Source organism: Arthrobacter sp. 4R501 (assembly GCF_002929755.1).
GTDB lineage: Bacteria > Actinomycetota > Actinomycetes > Actinomycetales > Micrococcaceae > Arthrobacter.
Map to the genome: position 1 here is coordinate 54,035 of NZ_PJIW01000009.1, position 12,480 is coordinate 66,514.

The following is a 12,480-nucleotide window of genomic DNA, read 5'->3' on the forward strand; positions in this document are numbered from 1 at the left end:
TCCATGCCTGACTACCGACGCCTGGGGAACTCCGGGCTGACCGTCTCCGTGGTGGGGCTCGGGTGCAACAACCTGGGCCGCGCCAACACAGTGACCGAATCGCAGGCGGGGACTGACTCCGTCGTTCATGCCGCCTTCGACGCCGGCGTGACGCTTTTCGATGTTGCTGACAGCTACGGGCGGGAGCCCGGACTCAGCGAAACGATGCTGGGCAAGGCCCTGGCCGGCAAGCGGGATGATGCGGTGGTGGCCACCAAGTTCGGCATGGATGTCCGGGGTGCCAATGGCAACGACTTTGGGGCCCGCGGGTCCCGGCGCTACATTGTCCGTGCGGTGGAGGCCTCGCTGCGGCGGCTGGGCACGGACTGGATCGACCTTTACCAGTTCCACACGCCTGACCCACTGACCCCCATCGAGGAGACGCTAAGTGCCCTCGATGACCTTGTCTCCAGCGGCAAGGTCCGTTACATCGGACACTCCAACCGCGCCGGCTGGCAGATCGCCGAGGCGGAATTTGTGGCCCGGGCCGCCGGCGGCACACGTTTCATTTCGACGCAGAACCACTACAACCTCCTGGACCGGCGGGCAGAACTCGAGGTCACCCCGGCGGCAGAAGCCTACGGCCTGGGTGTCCTGCCCTACTTCCCGCTGGCCAACGGCCTGCTGACGGGCAAGTATTCGCCAGGCTCGGCTCCGGCGGGGTCGCGGCTGAGCCATACACGGACCAACATGGTGCACGACGCCGACTGGGACCAGCTGCAGCGTTTCAGTTCCTTCGCGGCAGTCCGCGGCCTGACCGAGATCCAGGTGGCCTTCTCCTGGCTCGCGGCCCAGCCTGCTGTCAGCAGCGTGATCGCCGGCGCCACCCGGCCGGAGCAGATCCGCGAAAATGCGGCCGCTGTTGCCTGGGTGCCGTCGCCGGCGGAACTCGCCGAACTGGATGCGATCTTCCCGAAGGTCCCCAAAGCCGCACTCTTTTAGGAGACTCCGCCGATGACAAGACTGCTGCTGGACGTGGATACCGGGATCGACGATGCCCTGGCGCTGGCTTACCTGGCCTCCTTGCCGGAGGTGGAGTTCGTGGCCGTGACGGCATCGCCCGGGAACGTGGACGCACACCAGGTGGCGCGGAACACCCTCGCCATGCTGGAACTGTGCGGACGCACCGGGGTGGAGGTCGCCGTCGGAGCATTCGCTCCGCTGAGCATTCCGCTGGTGACGACGCCGGAAACCCATGGACCCCAGGGCATTGGCCACGCCGTCCTGCCGCCGCCGTCCGGGACGGTCTCGGCGCGGCACGCCGCCGACCTGTGGGTGGAGGCCGCCCGTGCAGATCCTGGGGAACTCACGGCCCTGATCACGGCGCCGCTGACGAACTTCGCACTGGCCATCCGGCGCGAACCCCGGCTGCCCGAACTGCTGGGCAAGGTGGTGATCATGGGCGGCAGCTTCTACCACCAGGGGAACACCACTCCCACCGCCGAATGGAATACTCACGTTGATCCGCAGGCGGCCAAGGAAGTTTATGCGGCCTACCGCGGCCTGCCGGTGGACCGGCTGCCCATTGTCTGTTCACTGGACACCACTGAGCGGATCGAGCTGCGGCCGGAGCATGTGTTGCGGCTCGCGGAGGCGGCCGGCTGCAGTGAGCGGGAGCTGGTCCTGCCGAAGCAGCCTGAAGGACTCAGGAGCACGGCCGACAGTCCGCTGGTGCGGCACCTGTCCGATGCCCTGCGCTTCTACTTTGAGTTTCACCGTCTCTACGGCCAGGGCTACCTGGCGCACGTCCACGACTACTTCGCTGCCGGTGTGGCCGCCGGGACGCTCGACTACGCAACCCGCCTGGCCACCGTGGACGTCGAGGTTGACTCGCCCCTGCTGATGGGGACCACCGTGGCCGATTACCGGAACCTGTGGAATCACCCGCCAAATGCCCGGATCGTCTCGAACAACAACCCTGAGCAGGCCTTCGGGGAATTGATACGGTCCGTCGGCGGCCTCGCGGCGCGGCTGCGCTGAATGTTCGCCCTACAGCGGGGCGTTTTCAGGCAAGTCCACGTCCAGCGCGAGCAGGGCGTTCTCCACCACTTCTATGAGGGCCAGATGGATCCAGTACGGTCCCCGCGCGGCCGGTGGACCGCTCGGCCACAAGCTTGACCACCCCTTCCTCGTCCTCCATGGCCCAGCCATAGGCGTAGTCGATGCCCTCCATGCCCATTCCCACCGGAAAGTCGAGATGCGTCCGGGCTCACTCGCGAACGCAGCCACTAACAGGGAGCACCGGGAACCACAACAACACATAAGGGATCGGCCAGACCCGGGTCTGCAGGGCAAGGGGATCCCTGCCCGTCACCATGCCGGGATTCCGGAACCGGTAGACTGATGCCGGATCCGGGCCGGCGCAGACGCCCCCGGCTGCCGCCGAGGTGACATAGGCGGCGTTCCTCACTGCCCGGGCCATCCGGGCGCCACAGCCTGCATCCCAGAAGGAACGCCATGTCATCGCCCTCCCTCACCTTGCCGTCCCCGGCCACTGCCCGGAACCGCCGCCTGCTGGAAACCCTCGGAGCGTTGGCCATCGCCGGCACGTACATCTACCTGGTGTTGAACCAGCCCGCGGACATCACCGGCGGCCCCGGCAGCGCGTCGGCACTGATCACCCTGTCCGGCTTCCTCATCGGGGCCGTGCTGCTGATCATCGGCGTGCTGCCCACGCTGCCCGTATCCACGCTGGTGCTGATCCCGGTGGCACTGGTGCTGAACATTGTCCTGGGCCAGTTCGTGGGCAGCACCTTGGTGCCCTTCTACCTCGACGCCATCGGCACCGTCCTGATCGCCGTCCTGGCCGGACCCGCCGCCGGAGCAGCCACGGGTGCCCTCAGCAGCATTGTCTGGTCCTTCTTCAACCCCACCGTCCTGGCGTTCGCCGCCGGTGCCGCCCTGATCGGCTTCCTGGCCGGCGTCGCCGCGCGCCACGGCCTGTTCCGGCGCTTCTACCTGGCGCCGGTGGCAGGGTTCCTGGCAGGCATCATCGGCGGTGTAGTCTCCGCTCCCGTTGCCGCGTTCGTCTTCGGCGGCACCTCCGGCCTGGCCACCGGCGCCATCGTCAGCGCCTTCCGCTCCATGGGTGACACCCTCCTGGCGGCCATCACCAAGCAGGCCCTCATCTCGGACCCCATGGACAAGGCCATCGTCTTCACGTTGGTGGCCGTCCTGGTCTACGCCCTGCCGCGCCGCACCCGCCTTCAGTTCCCGTTTGTCCGGCGGTACCGCGTGCTGGCCGGAACAGCCATCAGCCAGCCCACCGGCGGATCCACCGGCAAATCCACCGGCCAGGACGCCTGACCCGGCCCTGATGCGTCTTCACCCGCTGACGTCGCTGGCGGCTGCCGGCAGCACTGCAGTCATCACGACGGCGGCTGCCAGCTGGCCGCTGTCCCTCACCGTGATCGCCGCGGCCGCGGGCTTGTCGGTAGCCGGGGGAGTGGCCCGCCGGATGCTGCCTGTGGGGGCGGTCATCCTGGCTCCGCTGGTCCTGTCACTGCTGGCCATGCACGGACTCTTTTTTCCTGAGGGCACCACGGTCCTGGCGCAATGGGGCCCTGCGCGGGTCACCGTGGAAGGGCTCCATTTTGCCCTCCAGCGGGCTGCACAGCTTTCCGCGGCGGTGCTGGTGCTGCTGCTATGTTCTTTCACCATAAGCGTCCCGGACCTTGTGGCGGCCCTGTCCGCCCGCGGCGTCCACGCGCGGTTCGCGTTTGTGCTCGCCTCCACCCTGACACTGCTGCCGGCCATCAGTTCACGGCTGGGGCGGATCCGGCAGGCCCAGGAAGCGCGTGGCCTGGTGATCAGGCCTGGAATTGTCGGGCGCGCAGGCGCGTTCCGATGGCAGGCAGTTCCCCTGGTGCTGTCCCTCGTGGAGGAAGCCGGCACCCGCGCGGCAGCCTTACAGGCCCGCGGGTTCGGCAGCACCGGGCATCGCACCAGTTACCGGGCGGTCCAGGATTCTCCGGTCCAGCGGTGGGTTCGCCTCGTGCTGGTGTTGGCGGCGGTGGCGGCCATCGCCGCCCGTCTCTGGCAGCCGACGGCGGGTGCTTCTTAGTGGCGCAAAGCTCACCCCCGGCTCTGGCCGCGGGTATCGAAGAATTTGTCTTCTCCGGCGAGCAGGAACCGGTTCTGGCGGGGCTCGACGTGGCCTTCGCCGCGGGATCGCTGACAGCCGTGCTCGGCGGATCCGGCAGCGGCAAGTCAACCCTGGGACGCCTGCTCGCCGGGTGGTTGCTGCCCGGCGACGGCGGGACACTCACGGGTTTTCTCGAGCTTGCCGGCACGCGCCTCCGGTTCATCGGAACAGCTGCCGATCCGCGGATCGATCCCGGGAGCTGGGGCCGCCAGGTGGGCTTTGTGCCGCAGGATCCAGCGGCCGCCTTGTCCACTATCCGTGCCACGGTGGCCGAGGAGCTGGCCTTCGGGCTGGAAAACGCGGGGATTGACCGTGCGACGATGGCCGGCGCCGTCCGGCACACGGCAGCACTGACGGGCCTGACCCTGCTATTGGACCGGGATCCTCCCACGCTTTCCGGTGGCCAGCTGCGCCGCCTGGCCATCGGCTGCGCGGTCATTTCCCGCCCCGAGGTTCTCATCATGGACGAACCCTTCGCCTCCCTCGACACGGACGGAGCCGAAGACCTCGCTGCCCTGGTGCGGAACCTCGTCCAGGACGGCACCGCCGTCGTAGTCCTGAGCCAGCGGGCCGATGCCTTCCTGCACAACGCCGATACCTGGCTGGTCCTTGCCGGCGGTACCGTGGCCGCGGTTGGCTCGCCGGCAGAAATCGTGGCTGCCGGGGCGCTGGAACTGGCGGGTGTGGTTTGCCCCCGCCCGCAGGCAGGTCCCCTGCCGCTGGCAGAAGCCGGTTTTCCAGCAGTCGTCGACGGTCCGCCGGCTTTGGAGTTGCGTGACGTCTCGTTCACATACCGGGGGACGCAGCGTAGAGGCTGGTTAAGGGCACAACCGGGCCCGCCTGCTGACCCGGTCCTGCACGGACTGAGCCTGGCCGTCAGCGCGGGCGAGATCCTGGCTGTGGCAGGTCCCAACGGCGCCGGAAAGTCCACGCTCCTAAGGCACCTCAACGGCTTGCTCCAGCCCACGGCAGGCAGCGTGCTGGTCAGGGGACGGAACATCGGTGGACAGCCCGCGGGACGCGTGGCCGCCGACGTCGGGCTCCTCTTCCAGCAGCCCAGGGACCAGCTGTTTGAGCGGACCGTGGAACGGGAAGTCCGCTTCGGACTCGAGCATGGGCAGCCGGCGGCTGACCAGGCGGTGCAGCAGGCCCTCGCCGCCGTTGGACTGGAGCACCTTGCCGGGCGGCACCCGGCCGAACTGCCCGCGTCCCAGCAGCGGCTTCTGGCACTGGCCACAGTGCTTGCCCGGCGTCCCTCAGTCCTTGCACTGGACGAACCGACCGTTTCCCTGGACGGCCATGGGCTGGCCGCGCTGGACCGGGTGGTGCGCAGCACGACGGCGGAGGGCACCGCCGTCGTGCTGGTCACCCATGACCTGGACTACGCCCGGTCCATCGCGCACCGGCTGGTGCGCATCGAGGCCGGCCGCCTGCTACCCGCGGACTGATTCCGGGGTGGCTGCATCCGGGCTGACTGATTCGGAGGACTGATCCGCCACACCGGACGCGACGCCGGGCGCCAGGAACCGCCTGCCGTTGACCCGTTCGGAGGCGCCAACACGGTCCAGGTACGGCGTGATGCCGCCCAGGAACATCGGCCAGCCAGCGCCCAGGATCATGCAGAGGTCGATGTCTTCAGGACCGGCCACTACGCCCTCATCCAGCATCAGCCCGATCTCCTCGGCGAGGGCATCCTGGACACGGCGCAGCACGTCGTCCCCGGTGGACGGTGACCGGCCGAAGGACATCAGCGACAGGGTGGACTCCGGGATCTCCTGGGAGCCGTCGGCCGCCGCGGCCCAGAGCGATTTCACGCCGTTTTCGATCAGTTTCTGCAGGTTCGTGGACACGGTAAAGCGGTCTCCGAAGGCGGCGTGCAGGGACTCCTGGACATGCTGGGCCACCGGCAGGCCCACCATGGCACCCAGCGTGAACGGCGTCATCGGCAGGCCCATGGGACGCAGCGACGTGTCGGCCACCTCGGCAAGGGTGCCTTCGTCGAACGCGGCCGTCACTTCGCCCATCAGCCGCAGCAGGATCCTGTTGACCACAAAGGCCGGCGCATCCTTGACCAGAACCGCGGTCTTCTTCAGGCCCTTGGCCAGCTCAAATGCGGTGGCCAGCACGGCGTCGTCGGTCTTGGGTGCCCGCACGATTTCGAGCAGCGGCATCACGGCCACCGGGTTGAAGAAGTGGAAGCCAACCAGCCGTTCCGGGTGCGCGAGGTCTTCGGCCATGGCCGTGACGGACAGCGAGGACGTGTTGGTGGCGAGGATGCAGTCCGGCGAGACGATTGCCTCAACCTCGGCAAAGACCTGCTTCTTGATGTTCAGCTCTTCGAAGACGGCCTCGATGACAAAGTCCGCGTCCGCGAAGGCCTCCTTGGAGACCGATCCCGTGACCAGTGCCTTGGTGCGGTTGGCTGCGTCCTGGCTGATCCGTTTCTTGCCGAGGAGCTTGTCCACCTCGGCATGGACGTAGCCCACGCCCTTGTCCACACGGGCCTGGTCGATGTCCGTCATCACCACAGGGACCTTGAGCTGGCGCGCGAACAAAAGGGCCAGCTGGCTGGCCATGAGGCCTGCCCCCACGACGCCGATCTTGGTGACCGGACGGGCGAGCTTACGGTCCGGTGCGCCGACAGGCCGTTTGGAACGCTTCTGGACCAAATCCAGGAACGCGTAGACCGTGGCGCGGAATTCGTCTGTCTGCATCAGACCGGCGAGGGTTTCACACTCGAGGGCGGCCGATTCGGCCTGGGACATGGTCCGGTTGGCGTCGAGGATATCCAGGACCATAGCGGGCGCAGGCGAGGCGTTGGAGGTCTTGGCCTCCACGAACGTCCGGCCGGCGGCGACCGCTGCGGACCAGCGCCCGGCAACGGCGGGATCAGCGGGATCCACGGCGTTGGCCCGTGCCGGGACCACCTCGCCGGTGATGACGGTGGCCGCCCAGGCGAGGGACTGTTCCAGGAAGTCTGCCGGTTCGAACAGAGCGTCGGCGATACCGACCTGGAAGGCCTGCGGCCCGTTGAGCGTCCGGTTGTTGCTGAGCGGGTTCTCGATCATCACCTTGACCGCGTTCTCGGGTCCAATCAGGCGTGGCAGGATGTAGACGCCGCCCCAGCCGGGGACCAGGCCGATAAAGGCCTCGGGAAGCGCCAGCGCGCCGGCGCCGGTGGACACCGTGCGGTAGGTGGACTGCAGGGCGATCTCTAGGCCGCCGCCCAAGGCAACGCCGTTGATGAACGCGAAGCTGGGAACGCCGAGGTTGGCCAGCGTGGCATAAACGTCATGCCCAAGCTGCGCCATCCACAGGCCATGATCCCGGTTCTCCAGCGACTTCACCGCGGACAGGTCGGCGCCGGCCACGAGGAAGTACGGTTTGCCCGTCACGCCCACACCCACGATCTCGCCGCGGGCCGCACGCTCCTTCAGGCCCTCCAGGACCGTGCCCAGTTCCACCAGGGTATTGGGGCCCAGCGTGGTGGGTTTGGAATGGTCCAGGCCGTTGTCCAGGGTGATCAGCGCAAAAACTCCGGGGCTCTGCTGGCCGGGGCCGGCAGGCAGCTTGATGTCCTGGACGTACGAGTGGGTCACGGTTTCGTCGGGGAAGAGCTCGGCAAGCTTGGTGAAATCGGCGGCGCTCATGCGGCGGCTCCTTCGGTGGTGGCTACTGAGTTTGCTTCGTGGACGACTGCTGCTACGGCCCCGCCATACTCGGCGTGGTGCGGGTTTTCCCAGATGACGGTGGCGCCCATGCCCAAGCCTATGCACATGGTGGTGATCCCGTACCGGACGGAGGGGTCTTCTTCGAACTGCCGGGCGAGCTGGTTCATGAGCCTTACCCCGGAGGACGCGAGGGGGTGGCCCACCGCGATGGCGCCGCCGTACCGGTTCACCCGGGGGTCGTCGTCGGAAATTCCAAAGTGGTCCAGGAAACTCAGGACCTGCACGGCAAATGCTTCGTTGATCTCGAAAAGTCCGATGTCCTCAATGCTGAGTCCGGCGTTCTTCAGAGCCTTTTCGGTGGCGGGCACGGGGCCGATGCCCATGACCTCCGGTTCGACGCCGGCATAGGCGTAGCTGACCAGCCGCATCTTGACCGGCAGGCCCAGTTCCGCGGCGGCTTCCGAGGAGGCCAGGACGGCGGCGGTGGCGCCGTCGTTCAGGCCGGCGGCGTTGCCTGCCGTCACGCGGCCGTGGGCGCGGAAGGGAGTCCGGAGGGCCGCCAGGTCCTCGAGCGTGGTTCCCGGGCGGGGCGGCTCATCAACACTGTTCACAGTCCAGCCCTGACCCGGCTTGAGGGTAGCGACCGGAACGAGGTCCGGCTGGATCTGGCCCTTGGCGTAGGCGGCCTCGAGTTTGTCCTGCGAGGCAACCGCGTAGGCGTCTGTGCGTGCCTTGGTGATGGCGGGGAAACGGTCGTGCAGGTTTTCGGCAGTGTTGCCCATGTTCAGGGCGGCGGGATCCACCAGGCGCTCGGACATAAAGCGCGGGTTCGGGTCGGCGCCGGAACCCATCGGGTGGTTGCCCATGTGCTCCACGCCGCCGGCGATCACCACGTCGTAGGCGCCGAAACCGATGCCGCTGGCCGTTGTGGTGACTGCGGTCATGGCGCCGGCGCACATGCGGTCGATGGCGAAGCCGGGGACGGTGCGGGGGAGCCCTGCCAGGAGGGCGGCTGTGCGGCCGAGCGTCAGGCCCTGGTCGCCGGTCTGGGTGGTGGCTGCGACTGCGACTTCGTCGATCCGGGCCGCGGGCAGCGTGGGATTGCGGCGCAGAAGTTCGCGGATGCACTTCACCATCAGGTCATCGGCGCGGGTTCCGGCGTAGATGCCTTTCTCGCCGGCCCGGCCGAAGGGTGTGCGGACGCCGTCAACAAAAACGACGTCGCGGACAGTTCGCGGGGATCCGCTGCTTCCGTGGTGGCTCACGTTTACTCCTCATCGAGACGTTGGCGCCGTCCGGAGGCCAAAGGGCAGCGCTCTGGGACGGCAGTGCACACTATGTTACTCGTCAGTAACATAGTGTGCAAGGCTCGGTGAGGGGCGTTTATTCGGTGGCTGCGGTTGCCTTGGTTTCCTTGGCCGGCAGCGGTTGCGGGTTGAGGAACGCGTCCGTGAGAAGTGGTGTCACCACGCCGATCTGCCATTCGCGGGCACCGAGGACGCGCAGCTCGGCGGCTACGGCTACTTCGGTAATGTCCGACGGCGGACGCCACGCCACGCGGCGCAGATAGTCCGGCGTCAGCAGGTTCTCCACGGGAAGGTTCAGTTCCTCCGCCTTCTCCTGCAGGAGCGGACGGGCGGTGGACAGGCGTGCGGCGGCCTCGGGGTCCCGATCGGACCACACCCGCGGCGGGGGCGGTGCGTTGGTGGGCAGGTGCAGCGGCGGAAGGTCCTCAAGATCGCGGGCAGCGGCGATGCACCGGAGCCAGCGGGGTGCCTCGCGCTGAGCCGCACGGCCATGGAAGCCCTTGGTGCCGAGCAGCTGGGGAACGGTGGACGGCATGGCCTTGGCGGCGGACACCAGGGCGGAATCTGGGATCAGCCGTCCCGGCGCCACATCGCGTTTCTGCGCCAGGGAATCGCGCTCCAGCCACATTTCGCGGACAGCGGCCAGCTGGCGCCGGTCACGGATCTGGTGCAGGCCCGACGTCTTGCGCCAGGGGTCAACCCGGGGAGGGGCGACGCCGGCGGCAAGGATCGCGGCAAATTCCTGCTCGGCGTATTCCAGCTTGCCGTCGGCCTGCAGCAGTTCGATGAGTTCTTCGCGCAGCTCGGTCAGGACTTCCACGTCCAGGGCGGCGTAGCGCAGCCACGGCTCGGGCAGCGGCCGCGTCGACCAGTCGGCAGCCGAATGTTCCTTCGCCAGGCCAAACCCGAGCAGCTGTTCGATGACGGCAGCCAGGCCAACGCGTGGCAGGCCGGCCAGCCGTGCGGCGAGCTCCGTATCAAAGAGCTTGTCCGGCCACATGCCCAGCTCCAGCAGGCACGGCAGGTCCTGGCTGGCTGCATGCAGGATCCATTCCACGCCCTGGAGCGCATCGTTGATGATGGACAGGTTCTCGAACGGTTCAGGGTCGATCAGCCAGGTACCGGAGCCTTCGCGCCGGATCTGCACGAGGAACGCGCGCTGGCCGTACCGGAATCCTGAGGCCCGTTCTGCATCAACCCCTGCGGGCCCTGTTCCGGCGGCGATGGCTGCCGCGCACCGCTCCAGCCCGGACTGCGTTTCGATAACCAGTGGCACGCCGTCGCGCGGTGCATCGAGGTCAATGACTACGGGGACCTGGCTGTCGAAGCCTTCCACCGTGATGTGGGGAGTGGTATCAGCAGCCGGAGCGCCGGCCGTGGTGTTTTCCGGAATATGAGGGGTCATGATGCCTTCAGTTTACCGACAAGGGGCAGTCCTAGTTCCGGCGCCGGCGTGGAAGGGCCGTGACGCCGTCAGGCAGAGGAGGGAGGCCGGCGAACGTGCAGACCATGTCTGACCACGCCTCCAGATGGGCAGTAACGTCCGAGGACTCCGGTGTCCAGGAGGCGCGCAGCTCGATATCGATCGATCCGGGCCGGTCGGAAAGTGTTCCAAAGCTCTCCGACAGGACGCGGGTGGCGGTCCCGCCGGCCGCCCGGTAGGGGGCCTTGTGGTTCTCCAGCGCCTCGACCAGCCAGGTCCAGGCGACGGTGCCCAGCATTTCGTCGTTGCCCATTTCGGGCTCAAGCTGGGCCCGGATGTAGGTGACAATCCGGAATTCGCCGTCCCAGACTGCTGAGCCTTCGGGGTCGTGCAGCAGGATGAAGCGGCCCGTGGCCAGCTCGGTGTCGTCGTCGTCCTCGGTGCCGGAGGCCGCCGCCAGAGCCATGGCGGCGGGCCCGTGGACCGGTGTTGTGCCGCTGCCCGGTCCGGGCGCCATGACCTCGGCCCCGAGGGCCACGGCGAACGGTGCCAGGCGCGCCGGGGCGGGAATTTCCGCCAGGCGCAGTTCACTGCGGCATTGGGCCTTCCGGAGGGTTCCCAAGGCGTGGAGAAAATCCGGGGGAACCTGGGCTAGTGCGTTCACCTTCGCAGACTACGCAAGAGCAGGGGGCGGGCAGTGCAGGCTCGCCGTCGGCCGGTCCATGCTATCCGGCTTCCTTGCCCGCGTGGTGGGCCGCAAGTTCCCGTCGGATCGCGGCCACAAAGGCGTCGACGTCGTCCTCGCTGGTGTCGAAGGAGCACATCCAGCGGACCTCGCGGGCGGCTTCATCCCAGTCGTAGAACCGGAAGGACTCCCGCAGGCGGTCAGCCATGCCGGCCGGCAGGACGGCAAACACGCCGTTGGACTCCGTCTTCTGTGTGGGCTCGACGCCCTCGATCGTGTCCACCGCGGCGCGGAGGCGGGCGGCCATGGCGTTGGCGTGCGACGCAGAACGGAGCCACAGGTCGCCTTCCAGCAGGGCGATGAACTGGGCGGACAGGAAGCGCATTTTCGAGGCCAGCTGCATGTTCATCTTGCGCAGGAACTTCAGGCCGTGGGCCGCTTCGGGGTTCAGGGCCACCACCACTTCGCCGTACAGCAGCCCGTTTTTGGTGCCGCCGAAGGAGAGGATGTCCACGCCGGCGTCGCGCGTGAAAGCCCGCAGCGGCACGTCCAGGTGCGCGGCGGCGTTGGCCAGCCGCGCGCCGTCCATGTGGAGTTTCATGCCCTTGGCGTGGGCATGGTCGGCAATAGCCCGGACCTCATCCGGGGTGTAGCAGGTGCCAAGCTCGGTGGTCTGCGTGATGGACACTGCCAGCGGCTGCGCCCGGTGCTCATCGCCCCAACCCCACGCCTCGCGGTCAATCAGCTCCGGCGTCAGCTTGCCGTCCGGGGTGGGGACATGCAGGAGTTTTATCCCGCCGATCCGTTCCGGAGCGCCGTTTTCGTCCATGTTGATGTGCGCCGTCGATGCGCACACCACAGCACCCCAGCGCGGGAGCAGCGACTGCAGGGACAGCACGTTGGCCCCCGTGCCGTTGAACACCGGGAAACATTCGATGCCCTCGCCGAAGTGATCCTCCATCAGCCCCTGCAGCCGTGCCGTGTAGTCGTCCTCGCCGTAGGACACCTGGTGCCCTTCGTTGGCCGCCGCGAGGGCGGCCAGGACCTCGGGGTGCACACCGGAGTAGTTGTCCGAGGCGAAACCGCGGATGGACGCGTCATGCAGCCGGGCGGCGGGATTTTCAAGCCGGGGGGCAGTATCTGCCGTAGTTGTCGTCATTGCTTTGCTCACGTTCTCAGTCTAGGGAGGTCGGGTCCGGCCGGTCAGGGTC

At 67.7% G+C, this 12,480-nt stretch carries 10 protein-coding genes and 1 pseudogene; 5 read left to right on the forward strand and 6 right to left on the reverse strand.

What is annotated here, in order from left to right; genetic code table 11:
- Positions 1 to 3: 3 nt before the first annotated feature.
- Positions 4 to 981: an aldo/keto reductase gene (locus CXR02_RS10595; RefSeq protein WP_104061973.1), complete on the forward strand. Its 978-nt coding sequence runs from the start codon at positions 4 to 6 to the stop codon at positions 979 to 981.
- 12 nt (positions 982 to 993) lie between these two features.
- On the forward strand, positions 994 to 2,019 hold the full coding sequence (locus tag CXR02_RS10600) for a nucleoside hydrolase (RefSeq protein ID WP_104061974.1): 1,026 nt from the start codon (positions 994 to 996) through the stop codon (positions 2,017 to 2,019).
- A gap of 9 nt (positions 2,020 to 2,028) precedes the next feature.
- On the opposite strand, the pseudogene CXR02_RS22900 reads toward CXR02_RS10600, so the two are convergent.
- A pseudogene (locus tag CXR02_RS22900) lies at positions 2,029 to 2,200 on the reverse strand (mycothione reductase); the annotation flags it as partial.
- Between the two features lie 296 nt (positions 2,201 to 2,496).
- Here CXR02_RS22900 and CXR02_RS10610 point away from each other — a divergent pair.
- The 3 genes from CXR02_RS10610 to CXR02_RS10620 are packed head-to-tail and all read left to right on the forward strand — an operon-like array spanning position 2,497 to position 5,631.
- Positions 2,497 to 3,345: a glycosyl transferase family 9 gene (locus CXR02_RS10610; protein WP_104061975.1), complete on the forward strand. Its 849-nt coding sequence runs from the start codon at positions 2,497 to 2,499 to the stop codon at positions 3,343 to 3,345.
- Positions 3,346 to 3,355: 10 nt separating this feature from the next.
- Positions 3,356 to 4,102, forward strand: a complete 747-nt coding sequence (locus CXR02_RS10615; RefSeq protein WP_104061976.1) for an energy-coupling factor transporter transmembrane component T — start codon at positions 3,356 to 3,358, stop codon at positions 4,100 to 4,102.
- Positions 4,102 to 5,631: an ABC transporter ATP-binding protein gene (locus CXR02_RS10620; protein WP_104061977.1), complete on the forward strand. Its 1,530-nt coding sequence runs from the start codon at positions 4,102 to 4,104 to the stop codon at positions 5,629 to 5,631. Before CXR02_RS10615 ends, CXR02_RS10620 begins: the two co-directional genes overlap by 1 nt.
- Here CXR02_RS10620 and CXR02_RS10625 read toward each other — a convergent pair.
- The 5 genes from CXR02_RS10625 to CXR02_RS10645 form a co-directional block, all read right to left on the reverse strand.
- Positions 5,617 to 7,833 (reverse strand): 3-hydroxyacyl-CoA dehydrogenase NAD-binding domain-containing protein, encoded by a 2,217-nt coding sequence (locus tag CXR02_RS10625; RefSeq protein WP_104061978.1) that lies wholly within the window; start codon positions 7,831 to 7,833, stop codon positions 5,617 to 5,619. The genes CXR02_RS10620 and CXR02_RS10625 overlap by 15 nt on opposite strands.
- A complete protein-coding gene (locus CXR02_RS10630; RefSeq protein ID WP_104061979.1) occupies positions 7,830 to 9,119 on the reverse strand; it encodes a thiolase family protein in 1,290 nt (429 codons plus the stop codon). Before CXR02_RS10630 ends, CXR02_RS10625 begins: the two co-directional genes overlap by 4 nt.
- A gap of 118 nt (positions 9,120 to 9,237) precedes the next feature.
- Positions 9,238 to 10,566, reverse strand: coding sequence for an HRDC domain-containing protein (locus CXR02_RS10635; protein ID WP_104061980.1), 1,329 nt, complete (start codon positions 10,564 to 10,566; stop codon positions 9,238 to 9,240).
- 31 nt (positions 10,567 to 10,597) lie between these two features.
- Positions 10,598 to 11,248: a DUF3000 domain-containing protein gene (locus CXR02_RS10640; protein ID WP_058929308.1), complete on the reverse strand. Its 651-nt coding sequence runs from the start codon at positions 11,246 to 11,248 to the stop codon at positions 10,598 to 10,600.
- 61 nt (positions 11,249 to 11,309) lie between these two features.
- Positions 11,310 to 12,428, reverse strand: coding sequence for a low specificity L-threonine aldolase (locus CXR02_RS10645; protein ID WP_104061981.1), 1,119 nt, complete (start codon positions 12,426 to 12,428; stop codon positions 11,310 to 11,312).
- Positions 12,429 to 12,480 lie beyond the last annotated feature (52 nt).